General features: G+C 69.5%; 27 protein-coding genes. 12 read left to right on the top strand and 15 right to left on the bottom strand.

Annotated features, from left to right (window positions below):
• Nucleotides 1–217: 217 nt before the first annotated feature.
• Nucleotides 218–625, bottom strand: a complete 408-nt coding sequence (locus H4W81_RS09505) for a RidA family protein (protein ID WP_192774457.1) — start codon at nt 623–625, stop codon at nt 218–220.
• A gap of 75 nt (nt 626–700) precedes the next feature.
• Between H4W81_RS09505 and H4W81_RS09500 the strand changes: the two genes are divergently transcribed.
• On the top strand, nt 701–1,324 hold the full coding sequence (locus tag H4W81_RS09500; protein WP_192774456.1) for a TetR/AcrR family transcriptional regulator: 624 nt from the start codon (nt 701–703) through the stop codon (nt 1,322–1,324).
• A gap of 206 nt (nt 1,325–1,530) precedes the next feature.
• Here the strand turns inward: H4W81_RS09500 and H4W81_RS09495 are convergent, their stop codons facing one another.
• The 3 genes from H4W81_RS09495 to H4W81_RS09485 all read right to left on the bottom strand — a co-directional run bounded on the left by H4W81_RS09495 (nt 1,531) and on the right by H4W81_RS09485 (nt 4,051).
• A complete protein-coding gene (locus H4W81_RS09495; RefSeq protein WP_225958524.1) occupies nt 1,531–2,112 on the bottom strand; it encodes a carbonic anhydrase in 582 nt (193 codons plus the stop codon).
• 113 nt (nt 2,113–2,225) lie between these two features.
• The gene (locus H4W81_RS09490) at nt 2,226–3,290 is read right to left on the bottom strand and encodes a tyrosine-type recombinase/integrase (protein ID WP_192774455.1); all 1,065 of its coding nucleotides are present in this window, start codon (nt 3,288–3,290) and stop codon (nt 2,226–2,228) included.
• A 263-nt stretch (nt 3,291–3,553) separates the two neighbouring features.
• Nucleotides 3,554–4,051 carry a hypothetical protein gene (locus tag H4W81_RS09485; protein WP_192774454.1) on the bottom strand — a complete coding sequence of 166 codons (498 nt, stop codon included), beginning with the start codon at nt 4,049–4,051 and terminating at the stop codon, nt 3,554–3,556.
• Nucleotides 4,052–4,203: 152 nt separating this feature from the next.
• Between H4W81_RS09485 and H4W81_RS09480 the strand changes: the two genes are divergently transcribed.
• From H4W81_RS09480 to H4W81_RS09470, 3 genes are all read left to right on the top strand, one after another.
• The gene (locus tag H4W81_RS09480) at nt 4,204–4,611 is read left to right on the top strand and encodes a hypothetical protein (protein ID WP_192774453.1); all 408 of its coding nucleotides are present in this window, start codon (nt 4,204–4,206) and stop codon (nt 4,609–4,611) included.
• Between the two features lie 108 nt (nt 4,612–4,719).
• Nucleotides 4,720–5,436 carry a hypothetical protein gene (locus H4W81_RS09475; protein ID WP_192774452.1) on the top strand — a complete coding sequence of 239 codons (717 nt, stop codon included), beginning with the start codon at nt 4,720–4,722 and terminating at the stop codon, nt 5,434–5,436.
• Entirely contained in the window at nt 5,433–6,419 is a 987-nt protein-coding gene (locus H4W81_RS09470; protein WP_192774451.1) for an MBL fold metallo-hydrolase, read from the top strand. Before H4W81_RS09475 ends, H4W81_RS09470 begins: the two co-directional genes overlap by 4 nt.
• A 426-nt stretch (nt 6,420–6,845) precedes the next feature.
• Here the strand turns inward: H4W81_RS09470 and H4W81_RS09465 are convergent, their stop codons facing one another.
• Together H4W81_RS09465 and H4W81_RS09460 are read right to left on the bottom strand one after the other, a co-directional pair.
• Nucleotides 6,846–7,160, bottom strand: a complete 315-nt coding sequence (locus tag H4W81_RS09465; RefSeq protein WP_192774450.1) for a hypothetical protein — start codon at nt 7,158–7,160, stop codon at nt 6,846–6,848.
• Nucleotides 7,161–7,674: 514 nt separating this feature from the next.
• A complete protein-coding gene (locus tag H4W81_RS09460; RefSeq protein ID WP_192774449.1) occupies nt 7,675–8,439 on the bottom strand; it encodes a PIG-L family deacetylase in 765 nt (254 codons plus the stop codon).
• Nucleotides 8,440–8,623: 184 nt separating this feature from the next.
• Here H4W81_RS09460 and H4W81_RS09455 point away from each other — a divergent pair, with 184 nt between their 5' ends.
• Both H4W81_RS09455 and H4W81_RS09450 read left to right on the top strand, forming a co-directional pair.
• On the top strand, nt 8,624–8,761 hold the full coding sequence (locus H4W81_RS09455; RefSeq protein ID WP_225958523.1) for a hypothetical protein: 138 nt from the start codon (nt 8,624–8,626) through the stop codon (nt 8,759–8,761).
• A complete protein-coding gene (locus H4W81_RS09450; RefSeq protein ID WP_192774448.1) occupies nt 8,761–9,954 on the top strand; it encodes an FAD-dependent monooxygenase in 1,194 nt (397 codons plus the stop codon). The genes H4W81_RS09455 and H4W81_RS09450 overlap by 1 nt, the downstream gene beginning before the upstream one ends.
• 208 nt (nt 9,955–10,162) lie before the next feature.
• Here the strand turns inward: H4W81_RS09450 and H4W81_RS09445 are convergent, their stop codons facing one another.
• The 4 genes from H4W81_RS09445 to H4W81_RS09430 form a co-directional block, all read right to left on the bottom strand.
• Entirely contained in the window at nt 10,163–11,083 is a 921-nt protein-coding gene (locus H4W81_RS09445; RefSeq protein WP_192774447.1) for an NADP-dependent oxidoreductase, read from the bottom strand.
• 180 nt (nt 11,084–11,263) lie between these two features.
• Complete coding sequence (locus tag H4W81_RS09440) at nt 11,264–11,500, bottom strand: hypothetical protein (RefSeq protein WP_192774446.1); 237 nt, start codon at nt 11,498–11,500, stop codon at nt 11,264–11,266.
• A gap of 88 nt (nt 11,501–11,588) precedes the next feature.
• Nucleotides 11,589–12,560, bottom strand: a complete 972-nt coding sequence (locus H4W81_RS09435) for an alpha/beta fold hydrolase (protein ID WP_192774445.1) — start codon at nt 12,558–12,560, stop codon at nt 11,589–11,591.
• 208 nt (nt 12,561–12,768) lie between these two features.
• Entirely contained in the window at nt 12,769–13,230 is a 462-nt protein-coding gene (locus H4W81_RS09430; RefSeq protein WP_192774444.1) for an Lrp/AsnC family transcriptional regulator, read from the bottom strand.
• Nucleotides 13,231–13,327: 97 nt separating this feature from the next.
• On the opposite strand from H4W81_RS09430, the gene H4W81_RS09425 reads away from it, so the two are divergent.
• A complete protein-coding gene (locus H4W81_RS09425; RefSeq protein ID WP_192774443.1) occupies nt 13,328–14,266 on the top strand; it encodes a threonine ammonia-lyase in 939 nt (312 codons plus the stop codon).
• 129 nt (nt 14,267–14,395) lie between these two features.
• Here H4W81_RS09425 and H4W81_RS09420 read toward each other — a convergent pair whose 3' ends face one another.
• Both H4W81_RS09420 and H4W81_RS09415 read right to left on the bottom strand, forming a co-directional pair.
• Nucleotides 14,396–15,136, bottom strand: a complete 741-nt coding sequence (locus tag H4W81_RS09420; RefSeq protein ID WP_192774442.1) for an SDR family oxidoreductase — start codon at nt 15,134–15,136, stop codon at nt 14,396–14,398.
• A gap of 590 nt (nt 15,137–15,726) precedes the next feature.
• A complete protein-coding gene (locus H4W81_RS09415; RefSeq protein WP_192774441.1) occupies nt 15,727–16,725 on the bottom strand; it encodes a helix-turn-helix transcriptional regulator in 999 nt (332 codons plus the stop codon).
• Nucleotides 16,726–16,785: 60 nt separating this feature from the next.
• Here H4W81_RS09415 and H4W81_RS09410 point away from each other — a divergent pair, with 60 nt between their 5' ends.
• The gene (locus H4W81_RS09410; protein WP_192774440.1) at nt 16,786–17,373 is read left to right on the top strand and encodes a DinB family protein; all 588 of its coding nucleotides are present in this window, start codon (nt 16,786–16,788) and stop codon (nt 17,371–17,373) included.
• A complete protein-coding gene (locus H4W81_RS09405; protein WP_192774439.1) occupies nt 17,370–17,831 on the top strand; it encodes a VOC family protein in 462 nt (153 codons plus the stop codon). The genes H4W81_RS09410 and H4W81_RS09405 overlap by 4 nt, the downstream gene beginning before the upstream one ends.
• A gap of 44 nt (nt 17,832–17,875) precedes the next feature.
• Here the strand turns inward: H4W81_RS09405 and H4W81_RS09400 are convergent, their stop codons facing one another.
• Both H4W81_RS09400 and H4W81_RS09395 read right to left on the bottom strand, forming a co-directional pair.
• Nucleotides 17,876–19,102, bottom strand: coding sequence for a Cmx/CmrA family chloramphenicol efflux MFS transporter (locus H4W81_RS09400; protein ID WP_192774438.1), 1,227 nt, complete (start codon nt 19,100–19,102; stop codon nt 17,876–17,878).
• 6 nt (nt 19,103–19,108) lie between these two features.
• Complete coding sequence (locus tag H4W81_RS09395) at nt 19,109–20,098, bottom strand: NAD(P)/FAD-dependent oxidoreductase (protein ID WP_192774437.1); 990 nt, start codon at nt 20,096–20,098, stop codon at nt 19,109–19,111.
• 92 nt (nt 20,099–20,190) lie between these two features.
• Between H4W81_RS09395 and H4W81_RS09390 the strand changes: the two genes are divergently transcribed.
• The gene (locus H4W81_RS09390) at nt 20,191–20,790 is read left to right on the top strand and encodes a helix-turn-helix domain-containing protein (protein WP_192774436.1); all 600 of its coding nucleotides are present in this window, start codon (nt 20,191–20,193) and stop codon (nt 20,788–20,790) included.
• A gap of 11 nt (nt 20,791–20,801) precedes the next feature.
• Complete coding sequence (locus H4W81_RS09385) at nt 20,802–20,990, top strand: hypothetical protein (protein ID WP_192774435.1); 189 nt, start codon at nt 20,802–20,804, stop codon at nt 20,988–20,990.
• A gap of 38 nt (nt 20,991–21,028) precedes the next feature.
• Here H4W81_RS09385 and H4W81_RS09380 read toward each other — a convergent pair whose 3' ends face one another.
• Entirely contained in the window at nt 21,029–21,955 is a 927-nt protein-coding gene (locus H4W81_RS09380; protein WP_225958522.1) for an aminoglycoside phosphotransferase family protein, read from the bottom strand.
• Between the two features lie 83 nt (nt 21,956–22,038).
• Here H4W81_RS09380 and H4W81_RS49960 point away from each other — a divergent pair, with 83 nt between their 5' ends.
• The gene (locus H4W81_RS49960; protein ID WP_420538715.1) at nt 22,039–22,320 is read left to right on the top strand and encodes an agmatine deiminase family protein; all 282 of its coding nucleotides are present in this window, start codon (nt 22,039–22,041) and stop codon (nt 22,318–22,320) included.
• Nucleotides 22,321–22,360: the final 40 nt, after the last annotated feature.

Here is a 22,360-nt window from a genome sequence, read left to right as displayed (position 1 = left end):
GGCTGGGCGCCGTCGGGCGGGAGCTCTGAGCGTCAGGAAACTCCTGCGCAAGCGATCGGACGCTCCCCTAATCGGCGACGAGCCTGGCCTGGAGGAGCAGTGGGCCGACCCCGGCGAGAGCAGCGCCTGGCGGCGCTCGGTGGACAGCTCCCTCATCGACGACGAGCACCCGATGCCGCCCAGCGACCTGTGGGACGACGAGGACGACTGAGCCGGCTCAGTCGATGACCGCGGTGGCTTCGACTTCGACCAGGAGATCGGGCTCTCCCAGTGCCGCGACGCCCAGGAGGGTGATCGGTTTGATCGGGTCGACTCCCAGCTTCGCAGCCGCCCGAGCGACGCCCTCTCCCAGCAGCGGCATCTTCTCGGGTTTCCAGTCGACGACGTAGATGGTCAGCTTCGCCACATCGTCGAAGGATCCGCCGATCTCGGCCAGAGCGATGCCGATGTTGAGGTAGGACTGCTCGACCTGGGCGGCGAGGTCGCCTTCGCCGACTCTTCGGCCTTCAGCATCGCGGGCGACCTGACCGGCGAGGAACACCAGTTTCGATCCCGTGGCGATCGAGAGCTGGCGGTAGACATCGGGTTTCGGCAGCCCGTCGGGGTTGAACAGCTTCACGGTCATGACCGCTCCTCGGTTTCGGCGCACACAAGATCAGCACTCCAGCAAAACCATAGCAATGCTATGTATTGTGGCGCTATGGCGCGCACGAAAGATCCCGCGATCCGCTCCCTGCTGATAGAACGAGCTGCGCAGATGCTTCGAATGCGGGAGCCGGTCACCCTCCGCTCGCTGGTTGCCGGAACCGGCGTATCGACGATGGCGGTCTACACCTACTTCGGCGGAATGGACGGCCTGTGGAAGGCCATGCGGCAGGAAGGGTTCACCCGCCTGGCCGCCAAGCTCAAGGCGGTCTCGATGTCCGCGGATCCGGTGCGGGACCTGGCCGCCCTGGGTGCCGCGTATCTGTCCAACGCCCTGGCCGCCCCCGATCTCTACCGGGTCATGTTCGATGCCGGGTTCGAGCTGGAGGATGCCGCGGCCGCGGATGAGACGTTGCACTGTCTGGTAGTCGCCGTCGAACGGGCCAAGGCCGCCGGTCGGTTCCGCAGCGACGTCGATCCGCTGGAACTGGCGACACAGAGCTGGGCCATCGGTCACGGCCTGGCGTCCCTTGTGGTCACGGGTCCGTTGCCACACCGAGCGCTCGCCCATGGCGTGCCCATGCTGACCGCCCTGTTCACCAGCTCAGGCGACGATCACGATAGATGCCGTCAGTCGGTCGAGCTCGGCTGGAGACCCGGGACTTCCACGCGACAATGATCACGGCTCATGCCCGCAGGGAGGTCAGAGCCAGCCGGCCTGGGTGGCGATGCGGACCGCGTCCATGCGGGTGCGGGTGTTCAAGCGGGCCAGATCGAGCGCTCGGCGGGCCGCTGAGCGGGAACACCCGCACCCGGTCAGCGGCCTGCCTGCCGTACCGCCGCCTCTTGAGCGAGCGCGGTGGGTCGTCAGGTGAACAATCGCAGCTAGACGACTCGGGTGACCTGGCCGGTGTCGAGGGAGTAGTAGCCGCCCACGATCTTGAGTTGCTTGCGGGCGATGCGCGCGGCGAGCAGTTTGTCGGACTTCAGCTTGGACACGACGTCGGCGGTGTTGATTCTGATCATCTTGTCCACGTTCCCGTGGGCGCGCCGGTAGGCGGGGCGGAGGGCCTCGACGATGTCCTGGAGGTGACCGGGGAGCGTGGTTTGCTCGTGCAACGCGTGCGCGGCGGCCGCCACCGCTCCGCAGCGCTGGTGGCCGAGCACCACGATCAAGGGGGTGCCCAGTTCGGCAGGGCCGTACTCGATGGCTCCGGACACGAGCGGGTCTATCGTCTGGGCGGCGCTGCGCACACTGAGCAGATCGCCGACTCCCGTGTCGAAGACGAGCTCCGGAGCCACCCGGGAGTCGATGCACGAGACGACGACAGCGTAGGGCTCCTGCTTGCGGGCAGCCTCGGCACGTCGGGCGCGATCCTGGTGGGGATGGATCGCGGTGTCGGAGGCCCAGCGGCGGTTGCCTTCCCTGAGCCTCGCCCAGGCCTCGTCCGGGGTGGGCGGGCTCATCGCCGGCTCGGAGGACCGAGGGCGCGCGTGCGCCGCTCCGGCGTCTAACAGCATTCCGCCTGCCATCAGGCCGGCGATACTCAGAACGGTGCGACGGTTAACGATCTTCTCGTTCATGGATTCAGTATGGAGTATGCATTAGTCGGTCCTTTATGGGGGTCTACCGAATCTGTCGCCATGGCTCTGAGCTGTGGTTCCATCGCGGTTCGCGGGTCGGCGTGGCCGAGCGGCTCCTGCACCCTGTGCGGCTGCGCTCCCGGCGTGCCCGGCCGGTAGGTGGCCACCGCGTGCCGCAGCGAGCGCGGCGAGAGCTGGACCGCGTGCGGCACCTTGGCCTTGCCGCCCACCCACCGGATCTGCCGGAAGATCGCCGACTGCGCCATTGGCTTGCCCGCGTCCGTGCGGAACAGCGGCCCGTCGTCGTCGCCGCGGAACTCTAGGTAGGCGTTCAACGCCGCGGCGGCGTAGGCGGGGAGGGGGAAGCGCCGCGTTTTCCCGGTCTGGCCGGTCACCGGCAGGTCGACCACGGGGTGCTCGCGGTCCTGGCCGAGGCCGGACAGCTGCGCGCCGATCACGCCGCCGACCCGGCAGCCGGTGACGACCATCAGGCACAGCAGCGCGTACGTCCGCGCCCCGTCGCGGGCCCGGGAGAACGACCCGCGCCGCCCCTCGTACGCGCTCCGTCGCTTCTCGGCGTCCTGGTGCGCCCACGCGAGCATCCGGTCGAGCTGGGCCTTCGACAGGCCGCGCGTCTTCGACTCCTGCGTGACCGATGGCGACTCCATACCAGCGAACGGGTCCCTCACCACGGCGCCGGCCCGGAGGATGTACGCATACCAGGATGACGCCGCCGACTTCCGGCGCGCCCGCGTCGCAGGCGACAGGCCATGCTCGCGTAGCGCGGCCATGTATCGGCCGGCCTCCAGCGGATGCACGTCCGCCGGGTCCAGGCCGCGGGACGCGCAGTAGACGAGCCACCACGACAGGTCCATGGAGTAGCCGCGCCGCGTCGCCGCCGAGGTGCGCTTCTCGCCGGCCAGCCACCCCTCCGTCGCGGCCACCATGAGCGGGTCCAAGCCGATCGCGCGCATGAGATCGGCCAGCTCGAACTCGTTCTGAGCGGGAGCCGTACCGCGCAGTGTGATCTGCTCGCCTCCGCGGACGTCCAGCTCGGTCACCCGCGCATCCGTTCCGGCAGCAGTTCCAGCATCAGCGTGAACGCTCCCCCGGCCCGTCGAGGTGGGCACAGGCCGACGTGTGACGAAGTCGGCGGTCGTTGGTGGTGTGCGAGTACGGCCGGCACTCAATCTCGTCGGTCATGGTGTGCCTCCCTTTTCGCGTTCGGCTGGGTGCGTCGGTGTGGCGCAGGATCGGGTTCTTGGCGGCGTGTGGACATGGGCGCAGGATCGGGTAAGGGGGCAGTCCGGTATGCGCGGTGCCGTCAGGCCACGGGCTGGGCGGGCGCGAGCAGCTCGGTCAGCGCGGTGAGCGCCTCGCGCACCTCGTCGCGACGGTCAGCGGGGATGATCACACGGACGCCGGTGTACATACGCTCCTGGTACAGCCGGAGCTCGACCCAGCCGAGGCCGACCTCGACGCTCAGGAAGTCGGGATTGGCGGGGTCGCAGTCGATCTGCACCACGAACTGGTGCGGGGCGTCGTCCGCGAGGCCCAGCAGGTCGACGAGCCGGGTGACGTTCTCACGGTCGAGCGGGAACACCTTCGCGTTCATCCCGACCGCGACCACGTCGACGTCGTTCACGACCATCGGCCAGAAGGCCAGCGTGTCGGTGTCGCGCAGCTGCGGGCGGATCGTCTCGTACGAGAAGCCGGGGGTGCCCTCCAGGGCGAGCAGGTGAAGCGACGGGACGGTGTCCGTGTGGTCGCCGGGGAAGGTGAAGCTGCGGGAACCTTCGTCCGTCGGGGGGAGGTCGGACATAAGGGGACTCGCTTCCTGGCCGGTGATCTTCGATTCCAATAGATCTCCGACCCTAACAGATGATCTTGCATGATAACGTTCCGCGCACGTGCGTTACCCCAGCTCAAGCGCTACGCGTCCACGTGGAGGCCACCGACGGCACAATCGGGTCTGTGGACGAGGCCAACAATGCGGTAGGCGACAGCTACATCGTCGTCGACACCGGCCCCTGGATCTTCGGAAAGAAGGTCCTGCCGCCCGCCAGTACGGTGGCCGGCATCGATCGGGAAAAGCGCACCGTCTTCGTCTCCCGCAGCAAGCAGGAGATCAAAGACGCGCCGGAATTCAACGAGGCCGCCTACGAGGACAAGAGCTACCGCGACGAGGTAGGCGGCTATTACGCCCCACTTCCCCGGCACCATGTAAGGAGCCAAGCAGTAGGGCGGTCGATCAATACGGCCACCCGAACACCGGCCTGTGCGAAGATCTTGCAGAAGATCAGGCGCACCGGGGAGTTCGATGTGGAACGGGCACAGGTCGGTCGGGTCTCGTCCATCGTGGACGATGCCGCGAGCGTCTAAGAGGAGCGCCGCGGTGAGCGACGAGGTCCCGATCCGGGCAGATGAGCTTCCCAAGGGACGCCGGGCGGTGTTGGCGATGTACCAGCGGGTGCGCCGGTACGCGGTCCCATGTGGATGATCGAGGCCGCGACCGGGCGGCGGCTGGCCGGTGATGTGGAGGGCGCCTGCGCGGCGGCGGGTATCGACCTGGATATCGATCTTGCCACGGTGGCGCGGGCATGCGGCCAGGAGATCGCCGACCTGATCGCGGACGACCTGCGCCATCTGGCCCCCGACCTGCTGCGCTGGCACATGCCCCGGGTGCTCAGCCCACCGGGCGCGATCTGGAACTGGATGGGTGTGCTCCGGCGGTACCCGGCCGGAGGCGGCGCGAATCTGATGGTGGACAAGGCGTGGAAGGACCCGGTGCGGCTGAGGCTGCGGGTGCAGATCAAGGAAGGGGCCGGCGTGTTGCCGGACCGGGGAACGTGGAGGTACCACCTGCACCGGTCCCCGCAGCCGTGGGTGCCGCACGGCGACCTGATCCACTGTTACCGCCTGAGTGAGCTCGCCGGCGGCCGGAGTACCGTGACCGCCGTCCCGTGGCGCCGAGCCGCCGAAGGCGGCGAACTGTCCGTCAAGCCCTGCGGCCAGTCCCTCCTCGCGGTCGTGCACGAGTACCTCTCCGCGCGGCACCGCTTGAACGAATGGGAGATCATGCAACCGTGGAACCGGGGTGCGGGCTCCATCGACGACATGGAGGTCGAGGAGTCCCGCGAGTCCGTGGCGAAGATCGAAGCGCTCCGGCGCCGCCTGGGTGACCGCACGAGGCCGACCGAGAAATGACCCAACCGGACATGACCGCGGCCGACCACCCCGCGCGCCTGGAGCGGGGACACCCGTTCCGGCAGTGGAAGACGTGGCGGATACCCGGCACCGAGCTGACCCTGACCGGCTACTCCCGCGCGAACGACAAGACGTTCTTCCACATCCCCGAGCTGCGGTGCTGCCTCGACGCGGGGCTGTGCGAAGGACGGCAGGTGGACACGGTCTTCCTGACCCACACCCACCACGACCACTCCAAGGACCTTGACTACCTGGCCGCCAATCCCTCCGGAACGGACATCTACCTGCCCGCCGAGGCGGTGCCGTACGTGGAGTCCTACCTGCGCGCATCCGCGGAACTGAACCACGGAGCGGGGTTCGATCCCGCCCTGGCGACGGGCCACCGCCTGCACGGGGTACGGCGCGACGACGAGTTCAGCTTCGGACGGCGGGGACACCACGTGCGTGTGGTGGAGTGCGAGCACAAGGTGCCCTGTGTGGGATACGCCTTCTCGCAGCGGAGCAAGACACTGCGGCCGGAGTTCGAACAGCTGCGGCAGTCCCTGATACGGCAGGGCAGGGGTGGCGAGTTCGGCCGCATCATGGCGCGGAAACGGGAAGAGGAGGTCGAGGTCGACACCGAGATCCGGCGACCGCTGTTCGCCTTCCTCGGCGACACGCATGTGAACGTGTTCGCCCGCAATCAGTGGCTGTTCGAATACCCGGTGATCATCACCGAATGCACCTTTCTCGAGGACGCCGAACTGGAGCGCGCGAACCGGATCGGGCACACGGTCTGGAGCCAGCTGCGACCCGTGGTCGAGGCCCATCCGCAGACGTTGTTCGTCCTGACCCACTTCAGCCTGCGCCACTCCGACCGGCAGGTCCTTGAGTTCTTCCGACAGCAGTGGGAGCAAGCGGGGACCGCGCGGCCGGACAACGTCCTCCTGTGGGTCCACCCGGCCAGCCACCTGCCCGAGCAACACCAGCACCGCACGCCCTGACTGTATGCAGCACGTGCCTGGATCGCGTCCGTGCCTGCAGCGTCTGATCGTCGTCGGGATCCGGCCCGACCCGGTAACCGGCCCTGCACAGCGCCTGCACGGGCTCTGCCAAATAGTAGCCGAGCAGGCGGGCTGGACAGCCTCGACCGCCTCCTCGCCCTCATACCACGGCGAGCCGATCTGGTGAGCGCCTATCGCAAGGCGTTCACCAGATCGGCTCGCCGGTCAGCAGATCGAGTCCTGTACGCCGGCCGCTGCCGGTGTTGTGGCCGTGCATCCGGGCCAAGCCGGGTACGGCCGGCGTACACGGGCGAGCGCGGCGCCGGACCTCAGAGCCCGACAGCCTCCTTGTCCGGGTCCCGGTCTGGCGATGGATGGCAGACCTGCGGAGGGTCCTGCACTTCCGCAGCCGGGAGTACAGGTCCGCTACGCCCCGACCGATTCGCTATGGCGTCCGTCCTCGTGTTGATGTGCCCGGGGGCGGTCGGCGGTGGTCAGCTCACAGCGGCCGTCCACGCACGAACGGCGCAATCGGCCCATGGAGATGGTCTGTATCAGCCCAATCGCCCAGCAGGCTGGACACCCGCGCAGCGCCAGGAGGCCAACAGGCGCGAGCAGCAAGCTGCCCAGCCCGGCCACCGGAATGAGCAGGACCGAGCCGATCAGTGCGCCGAAGCCCACCGCACCGCGCATCAGGTGCCGGGGCAGTGAGCTGCTCGCGAAGGTGCGCTCGTCAGTCATAGTCATGGTCGCCTCCTCGGGGCGAATCGGGTGTTCCCGGTGGCGTGTTCCGAAGCGCGGTCCGCGACTTCATGGCGGTGCTGAGGGCCGAGCGTGTCAGCGACCATCCACATCAACTCAGCCACGCGAACGGCTCCGGCGGCGTAGCACGACAACGCTGCATGTGCAGATGAGCACGGCCGCGACGGCGATGATGACACCAACGATCATGACGACCTCCAGGTCCCGTCCCAGCGCGGGTCGCTGGGACACAGATAAGAGGCGCGAACACCATGAAAGGATTCGTGCTGTCATTCGCCACACATCTCACCGCCGACATCCCGGCCCAGGAACTCGTCGATGTCGCCCGTGTCGTTCTCTCCAGAGGACAACCCCTCCCAGACCCCAGCTCGGCCGGACCCGGTGCGCCGGACGTTCAAGATGATGCGAGAAGACCCCGGCAGCCTGAGCTGACGGGGTCCTGGTGTGTGGGTCGGCGCGGGCAGTCGGGTCCCGACGCCTCAAAGACTCGAGATCAAGGCCCCGAAAGGGTGGTCTCCGGGGCACCGGTGTAGGAGACGCGCCGGTACCACTCGTTCGCCAGCATCTGCGCGCGGGCCTGCTCCGGCAGTGAGGTGAGCAAGGTCATCGACGCGCCACGCCCGACCTCGGACTCGTGCGCATGCATGGCCGCCCACTTGCGCTCGGCCCACTGCCCGACATCCAGGTGGGTGGCGACCTGCTCGTCGGGGACGCCCGGCAGCTTCTGGTCCGGTTCGGGAGGCGTTCCGAACACCGCCTGCCAGTGTGACGCCACGACGGATCGCGGGATGGTCGCCAGGTAGAGGGCGCGCGGCCTCCAGGGATCGCCTGCGTCTCGGTAGAGCTGGTCGTACCCGGCCGCTTCGACCGCGGCCATGGTCACCCGGTGCACGTGCACGTGATCCTGATGTCCGTACGAGCCGTACCCGTCATACGTGAGCACCACATCGGGCCTGAACTCCCTGATGTGCTCGACGACCCGTTTCACCGCCTCGTCGAACGGCACGTCCAGAAAGCGCGGGCTGCCGGGCGCGGATTCGGGCTTGCGGGCGTCGGCGTAACCGAGCAGCCTCGGTTTGCCCGCGCCGAGGATGTCCAGAGAGCGCTCCAGTTCGCCGGCCCGCTGGGTCCCCTCTGCCCACGTGCACGTGACGACCGCGGTCCTGGCGCCCTCGTCGGCGTACCTGGCCAGGGTCCCGCCGGTCCAGATCGCCTCGTCGTCCGGATGCGCATGCACAGCCAGCACCCCGAAATCCATGCGAACACCTCCTAAGTGATCAATGGCCGGTCATCGTAGCGCTGTGCACCCATTGCCGTTCGAGGTTCGCAGTGACGGGAGTGCTCTGTCACCGACGCCGGCAAGCTGACCGATTCCCAACCACCGCCGCCAGCTGCCCGATCGACCCGAGGAGCCATCGCTCGCCACCGCCTGGGACGTTCACATGATGGTCAACAACGTCGGGGGGCGGGAACGTACCCTGGCTGAGTACCGGGAGCTGCTGCGCGCGGTCGGGTTCTCGCTCACCTCCGACGCGTGCCTGCCGCTCGACGTCCATCTGCTGGAGGCGGTCGCGGACTGATGCGGATACTGATCGCGGGTGCTGGGATCGGCGGTCTGACGGCCGCGCTCCACCTGCACGCAGCGGGCCTCACCCCCGAGCTCGTCGAGGCGACCAGGCGGTGCGAGCCGCTCGGCGTCGGGATCAACCTGCTGCCCGCGGCGGTTGAGGAGCTGACCCGGCTCGGCCTCGGCGCGGAGCTGGCCGCGCTCGGCGTTCCCGTCGCGGAGATGGCCCACTTCGACAGGCACGGCAACCTCATCTGGCGGGAGCCGCGCGAGGGCCAGTACTCGGTGCACAGGGGTGAGCTGCAGATGCTGCTGCTGCGGGCCGTGCGGGACCGGCTCGGCGCCGGCGCCGTGCGGTTCGGGCTCGCCGTCGAGGAGTTCGCGGACGGCCCGCAGGGCGTAGCGGTCACCTGCCGCGACCGGGTGTCGGGGCGGGAGGTGACGCTCAGCGCCGCCGCGCTGATCGGCGCGGACGGACTGCGCTCGACCGTGCGCCGCCGCCTCCACCCGGACGAGGGGGAGCCCCTCACCAACGGGATCACGATGTGGCGCGGCATCAGCCGGGGTGCGCCGTTCCTGACGGGGCACACCGTCGCCGTCTACGGGTGCAACGCCCATGCCAAGCTCGTCGTGTACCCGATCTCACGTGCGGACGGGGGCCTCGTCCAGCTCAACTGGGTGGCCGAGGTGCGCGGGCCCGCGCCTGCTCCGGGCCGCCCACTGCGCGACATCCGCGCCGATCTCGCCGCGCGTTTCGCCGACTGGTCGCTCCCCGAGCTGGACGTCGCCGCCCTCTTCGCGGCCGCGCCAGACGTGCTCGAATTGCCCATGACCGACAGGGATCCGCTGCCCGCGTGGGGCTTCGGCCCCGTCACCCTGCTCGGGGACGCCGCCCACCCGATGTACCCGATCGGGTCGAACGGCGCGTCCCAGGCGATCCTCGACGCGCGGGCCCTCGCCGCCGCGCTGTCGGAGGCGTCCGAGCCCACCGAAGGGTTGCGCTCCTACGAGGCCGTCCGGCTTCCCCTGACCAACGCCGTCGTCGCCGCCTGCCGGGCCATGCCGGCCGACGACATCCTCGCCCTCGTGGCGGCCCGTGCGCCCGACGGCTTCAGCGACATCGCCGACGTGCTGTCCCCCGACGAGCTGGCCACCGTCACCGCCGCCTACCACCACACGTCCCACGTCGCGTCCTTCCGCACCTGACCCGCACGATCACGCCCGCCGCCGCTCCGATCGCGTCCGTGATCGCTGGCGCCTGGCGGGTAGAAGCCCACGACCGACGCCCGGGGGTGAACGGGCACGGGATTTCCTGCTGACGCCATGACGCCGATGAGGTGGGAAAGACCCCAGGACACCTCCTCGCACGCCAGGCAAGGAGGTGTCAACGACCCGGGCGAGTGGCCTGCCGAGGTCAGGGCGTGATCACCAGCTTGCCGCGGACGTGGCCCCCACGGCTGATGTCGAAGGCCGCGCCGACCTGCTCCAGCGGGAAGGTCTGCCCCACCTCGGCCTTCAGCGCCCCGCGGTCGGCCAGCTCGGCCAGCTCGGCGAGCTTGGCGCCGTCCGGCCGGACCCAGACCCAGTGGCCGCCGTGCTGCTCCACGGTGTTGTCGGCGACCGAAACGTGCCGGCCACCCTGAGCCAGCACGGCGAGGGTCGTCTCGAGCTGGCCGCCGACGAAGTCGGCCACCGCCGTCACGCCGTCCGGGGCCAGCTCGCGGACACGGTCGGCCAGGCCCTCCCCATAGGCCACCGGTTCGACGCCCAGCTCGCGCAGGTGGGCGTGGTTGCGTTCGGAGGCGGTGCCGATGACGCGGGCACCCCTGTCGCGGGCGATCTGCACCCCGAAACCGCCGACCCCGCCCGATGCCCCGTGCACCAGCAGGATCTCGCCAGGACCGATCTCGAGCCGGTCGAGGCTGCGCTGCGCGGTCAGCCCCGCCAGCGGCAGCCCTCCGGCCTGGTTCCAGTCGAGAGCGGACGGCTTGCGGGCGACCGCTGGGGCCGGCACCGTGACGTACTCGGCGAACGTCCCGCCCTGCACGACGGTCTTGCGGGCGTATGCCATGACCTGGTCGCCGGGCGCGAACTCCGGGGTGTCGGGCCCGACCGCCCGCACCACCCCGGCGACGTCCCAGCCGGGCACGACCGGGAACACCGTCTGCATCATCCCGTCCAGCAGACCGGCCATGATCTTCCAGTCCACCGGATTGACCCCGGCCGCGCGAACCTCGATGAGCACCTCGCTCGGCCCGAGCTTGGGATCGGGGATCTCGCCGACCTTCAGCCGCGAGTTGTCGGCGGCGTAGGCGTCGTAGGTGACGGCACGCATGAGCTGATCTCCTTCCGCGAGCGCGGCAGGCCCGGGTCCGGACGGTGGCCGCCCTCACGCTGTTCTCACCGGGGGCAGGTTTTCGCTAACCCTTTGCCGCCTCAAGCCGGTGGCAACCGATCAGAGCCGGGCGGCGGTGCCCATCTCGTCCTGGTGACGACCGGGAGAGGGCGTGCACCGTCATTCCGGGCGCACGGTTGCGCGAGCCAGGCGGCACAGGTCGGCCGGGCGCAGGCTGTCGGAGCGGCGCCAGAGTGCGGGGGCGATGCTGTCCGCTTGCCGTACGTGCTCGGTCACCCTGAGGCCGTGCTGGGCGAGCAGGTCGGACAGGTCGTCGGACTCACTAATAAATACGGCATTACAGAGTCGTGAGTGCATATGTACCGCTTCAATACCCATCGCATAGAGCTTGCGCACCCGGCCAACGGTTCACCGTTGCGCCAAGTCTGTCGTTCCGACGGTCCTCGCCGTCACGCCCGCGCGGTGCGATCGACGAGCACGGTCACTACCGTTCGCGTGCGGAAACGACCTCCCGGATCGTGTCGAGGACGAGGTCGGGCTGAGCGTGCTGCACGTAGTGGTCCGTCGTGGTCGCGATCACCAGGCGACCACGGGTCGACAGCGCGGCCAGACCCCTGGCCTGTTCCGTGACGGCCGCAGGCTGGCCGGCAGCGGAGATCACCACGACAGGCAGGTCACCCCACGCTCGCGGGCGGACCGTCGCGCGGACCTGGGCGGCGCTGTCCACTCCGGCCCAGGCCTCGGCTCGAGCGGCCGCCATGCTGCCGGCCCCGTAGACGACGACGGCATGGCGGCGAGCCGCTGCGGTGGCCTCAGGAGGCACGAGGGCGTCGCCCATCAGCCGGACAAGGCCGAGGCGGGCGGCGACCTGGTAGGCGGTGAAATGGGCGGCCATCAGTGGCCGGGAGATCGCAAGCGCCCCGACGGCCGTCTCGTCGGTGACGTCGACCAGCACCAGCCCGGCGGTCAGGTTCCGCCAGCGATCGGCGAACACGCGGATGGTGTTGCCGCCGTAGGAGTGCCCGACGAGGACGTACGGCCCTGCCTCCCCTGCAACGGCCAGCAGCGTGCGCAGGTCACCCGCGGCGCGCTCCGCCGTACCCGGCGAGGGGCTATCCTCGCTCCAGGCGTATCCGGCCCGGTCGTAGGAGCACACCCGGTTGCCCGTGGAGAGCCGCCGCTGGATCACCTCCCAGCTCGCGCTCGATTCCGCCAGTCCCGCTTCCAGCACAACGGTGGGGGCGCCGACCCCAGTGCAGTGCAGGTGCAGGCGGTGGCCGCCCACATCGACCAGCCGCCCCGGTGCCCCATGGTCTTCGGAGTCGCCCTGCCTGGCGATCGTCTCGTAGAGGAACCCCGCGCTCGCCGCCAGCACGAGCAGGCCTGCGCCCCAGACGGCGATCCTCCGCAACAGCCGCCGCGACCATCGGCCGGGCCGCGCATCCCCATGCGTCATGCCTTGAATCTAGGGTTGGGATCCGCCCGTTTCCTCCTCCGCGCGAACGGCACCCGTGGTAGGGCCAGCGCCCCAGCCGCCGCCCTTTCCTCCTCCATCAGAATGACGAAAGGGCAGCGCGCCACCCCGCCGGCTCCCCAGTCTGTACACACCCGCGCGGCCGCGGCCTCGTCCCCCGTTGCCGGCAGGTATGCCCGACCCGTGACGGCTACGCGTTGGCCAACGGGATCGCGAGGCCGGTCTTCACCGTGTCGAACACGATCAGCGTCTCGTACCGCTGGATGTTGTCGTCGCTCTTGAACAGCCGGTTCCCCAGCATTCCGCACTCGTGGATGCTCGGAGCCGCCAGGATGACGACATAGTCCCAGGGGCCTGCGACGTTGTAGCACTGTTGCACCTGCGGCGTCTCCCTCATCCTGTCGGCGAAGGCGCGGTGGTGCTCGAACGTCTCGTGGACCAGCGTCACCAGGACGGTGGCCAGGACCACGGGCCCGAGACGCCGAGGATCCAGGACGGCTACCTCCTTGAGCAGCACTCTGTCGGCGCGGTAACGGGCGATGCGACGTTGCACGGCACTCGGCGAGAGGCCGATCAACTCGCCGAGCTCGAACAAGGTACGGCCTGCGTCGTCCTGCAGAAGATCGAGCAGGCGGTGATCGATCTCATCCATGCAAAATTATTGCGCCTGAACGCGAAAATTCTCAATCGCATCGATCACCTGTTCGCTTAGCGTCGGAGGCTGATCCCCCTGACGAAAGGTGACCACCATGGATCTCGACCTGGCTCGAATCGACGAGGCCGCGCGGTCGATCGACCCGCAGTTCCTCAACACCCCGCAATATGTCGACGAGCTACTGGACCGCACCGTGACGGTGAAACTGGAGACCGCCAACCCCATACGCAGCTTCAAGGGCAGAGGCGCCGACTTCATGCTGAGCACCCTTGAACGGGGCACACAGGTGATCTGCGCGTCATCGGGGAATTTCGGGCAGGCCGTCGCCTACGCGGGGCGAGCTCGCGGCATGCGGGTCCAGGTGTTCGTCCCGCAGACGATCAACCCCGGCAAGCAGGCCAGGATGGAGGCCTTCGGCGCCTGCGTCACCCTGGCCGGTGCGGACGGCTCGGCCGCCCGCGCCGCCGCGGCGGCGTACGCCGCTGATCATTCCGACGTCGTCTTCATCAGGGACGGCTTGCAACCGGCGGTCGCCGAGGGGGCCGGCACCATCGGCGTGGAGTTGGCCGCGGGCCAGACGTTCGATGCCATCGTGCTTCCTGTCGGAGACGGCGCCCTCATCAGCGGCGTGGCACGCTGGATCAAGGCGCACTCGCCCACCACCCGCATCGTGGGGGTCAATGCCGCGGGCGCGCCCTCGATGCTGCGCAGCCTGGAGGCAGGGCACGCGGTCGCCATCGACAAGATCCACACCTTCGCCGAAGGGATCTCGGTGCGCACTCCCATCGAGGAGTCCGTGCAGCGGGCGCGGAAACTCGTCGACGAGATGGTGCTGGTGACGGACGAGGCCATCGCCGCTGCCATGGAGCGAGTGGCGCGGACCTTGGGAGTGCTCCTCGAGCCTGCGGGTGCGGCAGGGCTGGCCGCGATCGCCACGGGCCAGGTCGCGGGCGAGCGGCTGGCCACCGTCCTGACCGGCGCGAACCCCCGGCCCGAGCAGCTCAGAGAGCTCGTCACCCGGCTTGCGCACTGACGGCCAGAAGGCGCCACAGCGCCCTCGTGTCCTCGTGCGGCTGGGTGGAACCGGGCGGCGGCCGCCGCACCTGCGTGATCGGCTCGCTTGAACCAGCATCGCCGTGGCTTCCGCACGTCAGTCTGACGGCTACCAGGGCACCTCACCGTTGTCGTCGAAGAAGCCGCCGGTCGGCCCGTCCCCTTCGAGGGTCGCCAGCCGCACGGCGATCGCCGCGCCCTCGGCCGCGGTCCGGGCGATCGGGAAACCGAGTTCTTTGTTGAAGTCCGTGGCGCAGAGTCCCGGGGCGACCGCGTTGACCGCGATGCCGTGCTCCCGCAGCTCCCTCGCATACTGAACGGTGAGGGCGTTCAGCGCCGCCTTGGACGCCGGATAGTCGACCTGCGCGGGCAGCCGGGACACGTAATGATCGGCATCGGTCATCTGCGTCATCGACCCCAAACCGCTGGAGACGTTGATGACGCGGCCCGCCGCGGATCGTTTGAGCAAGGGCAGCATGGCGTTGGTGACCCTGATCACGCCGAACACGTTGGTGTCGAAGACCTCGCGGACGATGTCGAGGTTGGCCTCGCTGGGCGGATGGTGGACGCCCCCCGACGTGCCGGCGTTGTTGACCAGGACGTCGAGATGTCCGAACCGCTCGTCGATGTGCGCTGTGGCGGCCCGGATCGTGGCCGGGTCAGTGACGTCGAGCGCGATCGGGTGCACGTCGAGGCCGTCCGCCCGCAATGCCGCCGTCGCCTTGTCGCGCCGTTCCGAGTCCCTCGCACCGAGCAGCACTGTCACCCCGTGCCCGGCCAGCGACCTGACGATCTCCAATCCGATTCCCTTGTTGGCGCCCGTGACCAGCGCGATCATGGATTCTGCCATGGTGAGCTCCTCCGCCGTTCCTGGTGGTACACACCTTCGACGGAATAGCTGGGCGAGATGTGACGGGAACGAATGTGACGTGAGTCTCCCCTGTGGCACGGCGGCAGGGGTCACCCGAGACGTCGCCCCCGCCTCAGCACGGTTGCCGTCGCAGCGATCGGGAGGACATCGCGGGCAGGGGCTCCACGCGCCCGATGACCGATCCGGGGATCACGTCCCACAAGGTGACCGCGGTGGAGTCACGGACTTCTGCGGCTGACCCGACCCGCCGGAGCAGCACCCCACCTCCTTGTTTCGTCGGGCGTTCGATCGGCAACGACGCGCCTGAACCAGAGGAGGCCCCGCATCGAGATGATGCGGGGCCTCCCTGGCGGTGTTCGGGTGGCAACTTCCCGAAGCGGCGGACGTCCCGGCGGTGGTGGCCGAGCATATTCGTCGTGTGGGGCTGTCAGATGGTGTGGTGCCGGCCAAGGCGGCGGTACCGCAGGATCCGGGTGCTGGGCCGTTGGAGATCGCTTCCTCGCGGATGGGGCATCTGTGGGACGCCCTGTGTCGGCCGCCGCGCTCCTCGGTGCGGGCGTGGTCGCGGCTCATGACTCCTCCATGTCCGGCACCGGTGAGATCGTCGCACCCGCCGACAGCAGTCTCTCCGCCAGCTCGCGACAGCGCCTCCCGAGCTCCGGAGGGTCGAGTACCTCGAAGTCGTGCCCCAGCAGGAGCACGTGCATGAGCACGAAGTCGAGGCTGCCGGCGCCACTGAGCACCTCACAGAGCTCGCTCCCTCGCCGTCGTACGACGGCCGCCGACGCCGGAATCTGCGCGCGCACCGTGTCGGCCGACGCGTGCACGAGGAAGCGCGCCTGGTGCGGGTAGACCCGGCTCGCCACACCTTCCTGCACGTACGTCGCCGCGTCGGGCGCCGCGCGCGGGCGGAAGCGCCAGGTCCGTGCAGACACATCGGTCATCCGGTCGACGCGGAAGCTGCGCCAGTCGTCGCGATCGAGGTCGTAGGCGAGGAGGTACCAGCGCCGGTCGGAGGCGACCAGGCGGTACGGCTCGACCCGCCGCCGTCGCACCTCGCTCCCGGACGGGTAGTCGAAGCCGGCCTCGACCTCGTCGCGGCAGGCTCTGGCCAGCGTCATGAGCACCTCGGGGTCGACCGGCGTGCGGCCTCCGCCGAAGGACTCCACCGAGCCGGAGAGCGCGCGCACCTCGTGCCGCAGCCGGGTGGGCAGCACCCGGTCGAGCTTGGTCAGCGCCCGGAGTGCGGCGTCGCCGGCGCCGGCGACCGCGTCACCCGCGCCGGCGAGCAGCGAGACCGCGGTGGCGATCGCCTCCTCGTCGTCGAGAAGCAGCGGCGGCAGGTCCTGCCCCGGGCCCAGCTGGTAGCCGCCGCCGACACCCTGGCTGGCATGCACCCGATAGCCGAGCGTGCGCAGCCGCTCGACATCACGCCGTACCGTGCGTGGCGTGACCCCGAGCCGGTCGGCGAGCTCGGGGCCGGTCCAGACCTGGCGCTGCTGCAGCAGCCCGAGCAGGGTGAGCACCCGCTCCGTCGTACCCCGCTCGTCACCGCTTGCCCCTGTCATGTCGCCCACCCTGCCAGATAGCGGACCGATTCTGTCCGCCAGAGGTGTCAGGGTGGCTCCATGGACGCAGACGAACTCGACTGGAACCGGACGCTGCGCGAGCAATGGGAGTTCCACCGGACCCATCAGCTCCGAGCCCGGCTCGACGGCCTCACCGACGACGAGTACTTCTGGTCGCCGGTGCCGGACGCCTGGAGCGTGCGGCCGCGCGGCAGCTCGGCGGCGCCCGCGCAGGTCGGTGCCGGGGACTTCACGATTGACTACGCCTTCCCCCCGCCGGTCCCCGCGGCGTTCACCACGATCGCCTGGCGACTCGGTCACGTCATCGTCGGCGTGCTCGCCGCGCGCAACGCGGCGCACTTCGGCGCGCCGGCGGCGTCGTACGAGACCTGGGAGTACGCCGGCAGCGCGGCCACCGCGCTCGACCAGCTCGAGGCCCAGCTCGACGTCTGGCTGGCCGGGGTTCGCGGCCTCGGCGAGGCCGGGCTCCGGGTCCCGATCGGCGCGAAGGAGCCCTTCCCCGAGGCGCCCATGGCCGATCTGGTGCTGCACATCCACCGCGAGCTGATCCACCACCTGTCCGAGGTCTGCCTGCTGCGCGACCTCTACCTGCACACGAAACCCGCTACGAACGGAGCAACCCGATGAGCCGCCACATCCAGGTCACCTTCGACGCCCACGACCCGCGGGCGCTGTCGTCCTTCTGGCGCGACGTCCTGGGCTACGTCCACCCGGCCCCGCCCGGAGTCGACCTGCCCGAGGACGCCGACCCGCTAGCCGCGTGGGACGACTTCCTCGCGCGGGTCGGCGTACCGGAGGAGCAGCGCAACACGAGTTCGGCCGTCGAGGACCCGGACGGGCACGGCCCACGGCTGTTCTTCCAGCAGGTGCCGGAGGACAAGGTCGCCAAGAACCGCGTCCACCTCGACGTCCGTGCGGCTCCCGGACTGCAGGGAGAGGAGCGGATGGCGGCGCTGGAGGTCGAGTGCGACCGGCTCGTCGCGCTGGGAGCGACGCGGGTACGTCGCCACGAGCCCGATCCCCCGATGAGTGCCGGCTTCATCGTGATGACCGACCCCGAGGGCAACGAGTTCTGCCTGGACTGACGGCTCCACCGTGCCCTGCCACTCGGCAACCCGGCACCTGGTGCTCAGCCTGCGTCACGCCGACCATCGGTTCTTCTCGACCGGTGACGTGAGATCGTCCGGTCGAGAAGGACGGCCGGCACGACGGCCGCCGCCAGGCCGGCACCGATCCAGGCGACGGAGGTGATGCCGGCGCCGGCGTTGAGTGCCGCCCCGGCGAGCGCTGGGACGAGGCTGATGCCGAGCTGGAACGCGGAGACCGTGGTGGCCCCGGCGAGTGTCGGCGCCTTTGATGCGATGGTGAACACTCGCGCGTAGATGGCCGGGTTCAGCACGAATCCGGCGATCCCGAGGAGCAGCACGAGAGGGATCACGGCCAGGGCATGCCGGGCGAGGACGGCAAGCAGGGCAGAACTGGCAAGAATCCCCATCGCCCCAATCAGGAGTGCATGAAAGGGCCGCCGGTCGGCGATCCTGCCTCCGACGGACAGACCGATGAAGGCGCCGACGCCGAACAACGCGAGGATCGAGGGAACCCAGACGCCGGGAATGCCGGTGACATCGGTGAGGAGCGGCGCGAGGTAGTTGAACGAGATCATGTAGGCGGCGGTGCTCAGGATGGTGGCGGCGTACACGGCCCACAGTTGCGGTTGCCTCATGGTGCGAAGCTCACGCCTCACGCTGGGCTCCTCCCCCGCGCTTGTCGCAGGCATCGCGAGCAGGCTCACGATCGCGCCGGCGGCGGTCAGGGCGGCCACGCCCCAGAACCCGCCCCGCCATCCCGTGAAGTAGCTGAGCAACGCCCCTGCCGGGCCACCGGCGATCATCGCGAGGCTGAGCCCGCTGACGACGACTCCGGAGGCGCGTGCGGTGCGGTCGGGCGGGACAAGGCTGATCGCGGTGACGGCTGCGATCGCCCAGTACCCCGCGTAGGCGAGGCCGCAGACGAAGCGGGTGGCCAGCAGCACCGGGTAATCGTCGGTCAGGAGGCCGATCGTCACCGAGGCGGCGAAGACGGCCTGAGTGGTCACCAGTGTGGCCCGTCGCGGCCAGCGCAGCGTCATGATGGCGAACGGCGGCCCGCCGACGACGACACCGATGGCAAACGCCGAGATCAGCGCGCCGGCGGCGGACAACCTGATCTGGAGGTCGTCCGCGACCGCCGGCAGTACCCCAGCCAGCAAGAACTCCGCGCTGCCCATCGCGAACAGGCTGAACGCCAGCAGGTAGACACCGAACGGCAGCCTCCCGCGCGACACCGACGCCTGCTGCTGTGCGGTTTCGACGCTCACCGGCCATCACCCCCGCACCGTGGTCGAGGCTGCGGCGCGGCGCTGTTCGACGGCGCGGTCGACGTCCTCGTCCAGCAGGTCGGTGTTCATGGCGAAGGCGGCGGCAGACCCCATGCCGGCGGCGGTGACGACCTGGGCTCGTGGGTCGATGACGTTACCGGCGGCCCAGACGCCGGCGACGCTGGTCCGACCGGTGCGGTCGGTGGCGACCCAGCCGTTGTCGTCCTTGGCGCAGCCCAGGTGGGTCAGCAGTTCGTCGCGCGGCACCATGCGGGGGAAGAGAAAAGCGGCGGCACGCGGGACGTCGCGGCCGTCGGTGAGCTCGATGCCTCGCAGCCGGTCGCCGTCGACGACCAGCCGCTCGATTTCGCCCTCGACGACGCGCAGGCCGCGCGCCTCCAGCCGTTCCCGGTCTTGCGCGGTCAGCTCAAGGGTGTGCGGGAAGAAGACGACGTCGTCGCTCCAGGCGCGCAGGAGCAGGGCCTGGTGCACAGCACCCGGATGGGTGCCGAGAACGGCGAGAGGCTGGTCACGGACTTCGTAGGCGTGGCAGTAGGGGCAGTGCAGGAGATCCTTGCCCCATCGTTCACGCACGCCCGGGATGTCGGGCAGTTCGTCGCGCAGCCCGGTCGCGACCAAGACGCGGCGGGCCTTGATCACCTGCCCGCCGACCATGCGAACGTTGTAGCCGTGGTCGATCTGCTCCACCCGGCCCTGGATGAGCCGGACGCCGTACCGGGTGATCTCGGCGCGGCCGAGTTCGAGCAGCGTCGCCGGGGGCAGGCCGTCGCGGGACAAGAAGCCGTGCATGTGCGAGGCGGGCGCGTTGCGCGGCTCTCCGGCGTCTATCACCGCTACCTTGCGGCGGGCCCGTCCGAGAAACAGGGCGGCGTTCAGGCCGGCCGCTCCGGCGCCGACCACCACCACGTCGTGGACCTCGTCGATGGCGGCCCGCTGCTGCGCGCCCTCACCCTTGTCGTTCATCGCCTTCAGCATGGCGATCACCTCCGCGCCCGATGGTGCGTCGCCTGGCGACCAATCGACAACTTCCGTTGCCATTTCTGGGACGCGGGAGGTGGAATGAGGGCATGGAAGAGCAATCCCCCATCGCCGCCACGCTGGCCCAGGTCGGCTCCCGCCTCAAGCGCATCCGCACCCAGCGCGGCGTCAGCCTGTCGGCGCTGGCCGAGTCCACCGGCATATCCAAGAGCACACTGTCGAGGCTGGAGACGGGCCAGCGCCGCCCAAGCCTGGAACTCCTGCTGCCCATCGCGCAGGCCCACCAAGTGCCGCTGGACGAACTGGTCGGGGCGCCGGAGGTCGGCGACCCGCGGATCCGCTGCAAACCCCGGGTCCGCAACGGCCGCACGGTGATCTCCCTGACCGCGCAGCCGGGGCCCCTGCAGGCCTGGAAATCGATCATCCCGGCCGAGCAGAACCGGCCCGAGCCGGTCACGCACGAGGGCTACGAGTGGCTGTACGTCCTGTCCGGGCGTATGCGGCTCATCGTGGCCGACAAAGACCTGATCATGGGACCGGGTGAGGCCGCCGAGTTCGACACCCGCCTGCCGCACTGGTTCGGCCCCACGGGCGAGTCTCCGGTGGAGGTCCTCAACCTGTTCGGCCGCCAGGGAGAACGCATGCACATCCGCGCCAGGCCACGCTCCCGGGAGGAGCCGGCATCCTGAAGGGGGGTGTCTTGGATATCCGGTTCGGTACGCGATCCAACCCGGGTCTCCGCGGCCGCCCGCCCGCCGGAGCTGCGGCCGCCGCGGCCGATGTGGTGGTGGTGGTGGGTGCGGCCGGCGGGCGGCAGCAGAGCGCCTTCGGGATTGCCGACGTTCTCTGCGCGCCGAACCAGCATCATCACGATCAAAAGGCTCAATGATCAACGGCCTGGTGAGGCCTGTGCCCGTCCGGGATGGTTCAGTCCGCCAGGATGCGTTCCAGGGTGCGTTGGCCCATCCGGCTCATGGCCGGGTTGCTTTCGACGTAGTACCAGACCACTCCCATCGCCTGCTCGAAGGCCCACGCCTTGCCGCGTTCCCATTCGAGGTCGTCGCAGCCGAGCTCGTCGCGGAGCGCCTGCCGCGGCCCCGCCTCAAGCAGATGCCACGCACTCACGAGATCCAGAGCAGGGTCGGCCGGTCCGAAGCCGCCGACGTCAAGGATCCCGGCCAGTCGCCCGGCGGACACGAGCACGTTGCCGGGGATCAGATCACCGTGGGTCATCACGTCGACGGCGGTGCGCGGCAGACTCCGCATGAAGGCCCACATTCGGCGAAGCCGGGGGACGTCCAGGAGTCGCTCGCTGCGCCTGAAACAGGTTTCCATCCACCCGTCATGGGACTGCAGGTCGCCTCCTCGGCCTTCGCCGCCGAACGTGCGGCCACGCGTGTCCATGGCGCGCAGCTCGTTGATGAGGTCGGCCAGGTCGTGCGCGAAGGCGACCGATTCGCCCGGGTCCTCGTCCGTGGCCACGACGCCAGGCAGCCACGTCTGCACCGACCACGGAAGCGGGTAGCCCGCCCCGGGCTCCCCGAGCGCGACCGGCTCGGGCGTGCGAAACCGCGTGCGACCTACCAGCTCACGGGCTGCTTGCGCCTCCGACTGCAGCCGGCACCGCGTCGACTCGACGTCCCTGGGCTGTAGCGGGAAACGAGCCGCGAACAGGTCGCCGATGCGGAAGATGGCGTTGACCGTCCCCTGGGCGGTGATGCCCCTGACGGGCAGGCTCCGCCACTCGGGAAACTGCTCATCTACCAACGTGCGCACCATCTCAGGTGACACCGTCAGCTGGTTAGCATGCATTTTCACAGGGGGAGCGTCCCGCGCCTCGATCTTGAACTGCAACGTGTTTTCGGCCGCGCAAGCCTCATGCGTCGGATCATGACGGCCGAAGTGCCGGGCCCTGACGCCGGCGGCGCCATCGGCCCGTGAGCGCGGCTTCTGGTCTGCTCAGCCGGCCGGGGGGTGGACGCTGGAGATCTTCGAGGTGCCGCCGCAGCAGACGGTGGACGTGGCCGGGCAGCCCGCGAGATCGGCTACGTGAACTTCTACATCGCGAACGGAGGAGTAGTCGTGCCGACCGCCCGGCCAAGGCGGTGCTTGAGGACCACTTCCCCGGCCGCACGGTCGTGCACCTCAACGTCGATCTGCTGTCCGCCGGAGGCGGAAGCATCCACTGCGCCACCCAACAGCAGCCTGCCCTCTCCTGAGACAGGAGACCCCGCCTGCACGGTCGGCTGGCATGGCCAT

This window comes from Nonomuraea africana (assembly GCF_014873535.1).
In the GTDB taxonomy this organism is placed as follows: domain Bacteria; phylum Actinomycetota; class Actinomycetes; order Streptosporangiales; family Streptosporangiaceae; genus Nonomuraea; species Nonomuraea africana.
Note: the sequence above shows the minus strand (reverse complement) of the source record. Positions and strands in the feature narration are given on the sequence as shown.

Bases quoted from the DNA above. Each gene is read 5' to 3' on its own strand.
- H4W81_RS09505 (WP_192774457.1), bottom strand. From the start codon at position 625: ATGACCGTGAAGCTGTTCAACCCCGACGGGCTGCCGAAACCCGATGTC.
- H4W81_RS09500 (WP_192774456.1), top strand. From the start codon at position 701: ATGGCGCGCACGAAAGATCCCGCGATCCGCTCCCTGCTGATAGAACGA.
- H4W81_RS09495 (WP_225958524.1), bottom strand. From the start codon at position 2,112: ATGAGCCCGCCCACCCCGGACGAGGCCTGGGCGAGGCTCAGGGAAGGC.
- H4W81_RS09485 (WP_192774454.1), bottom strand. From the start codon at position 4,051: ATGTCCGACCTCCCCCCGACGGACGAAGGTTCCCGCAGCTTCACCTTC.
- H4W81_RS09475 (WP_192774452.1), top strand. From the start codon at position 4,720: ATGTGGATGATCGAGGCCGCGACCGGGCGGCGGCTGGCCGGTGATGTG.
- H4W81_RS09470 (WP_192774451.1), top strand. From the start codon at position 5,433: ATGACCCAACCGGACATGACCGCGGCCGACCACCCCGCGCGCCTGGAG.
- H4W81_RS09465 (WP_192774450.1), bottom strand. From the start codon at position 7,160: ATGACTGACGAGCGCACCTTCGCGAGCAGCTCACTGCCCCGGCACCTG.
- H4W81_RS09460 (WP_192774449.1), bottom strand. From the start codon at position 8,439: ATGGATTTCGGGGTGCTGGCTGTGCATGCGCATCCGGACGACGAGGCG.
- H4W81_RS09455 (WP_225958523.1), top strand. From the start codon at position 8,624: ATGATGGTCAACAACGTCGGGGGGCGGGAACGTACCCTGGCTGAGTAC.
- H4W81_RS09450 (WP_192774448.1), top strand. From the start codon at position 8,761: ATGCGGATACTGATCGCGGGTGCTGGGATCGGCGGTCTGACGGCCGCG.
- H4W81_RS09445 (WP_192774447.1), bottom strand. From the start codon at position 11,083: ATGCGTGCCGTCACCTACGACGCCTACGCCGCCGACAACTCGCGGCTG.
- H4W81_RS09435 (WP_192774445.1), bottom strand. From the start codon at position 12,560: ATGACGCATGGGGATGCGCGGCCCGGCCGATGGTCGCGGCGGCTGTTG.
- H4W81_RS09430 (WP_192774444.1), bottom strand. From the start codon at position 13,230: ATGGATGAGATCGATCACCGCCTGCTCGATCTTCTGCAGGACGACGCA.
- H4W81_RS09425 (WP_192774443.1), top strand. From the start codon at position 13,328: ATGGATCTCGACCTGGCTCGAATCGACGAGGCCGCGCGGTCGATCGAC.
- H4W81_RS09420 (WP_192774442.1), bottom strand. From the start codon at position 15,136: ATGGCAGAATCCATGATCGCGCTGGTCACGGGCGCCAACAAGGGAATC.
- H4W81_RS09415 (WP_192774441.1), bottom strand. From the start codon at position 16,725: ATGACAGGGGCAAGCGGTGACGAGCGGGGTACGACGGAGCGGGTGCTC.
- H4W81_RS09410 (WP_192774440.1), top strand. From the start codon at position 16,786: ATGGACGCAGACGAACTCGACTGGAACCGGACGCTGCGCGAGCAATGG.
- H4W81_RS09405 (WP_192774439.1), top strand. From the start codon at position 17,370: ATGAGCCGCCACATCCAGGTCACCTTCGACGCCCACGACCCGCGGGCG.
- H4W81_RS09395 (WP_192774437.1), bottom strand. From the start codon at position 20,098: ATGCTGAAGGCGATGAACGACAAGGGTGAGGGCGCGCAGCAGCGGGCC.
- H4W81_RS09390 (WP_192774436.1), top strand. From the start codon at position 20,191: ATGGAAGAGCAATCCCCCATCGCCGCCACGCTGGCCCAGGTCGGCTCC.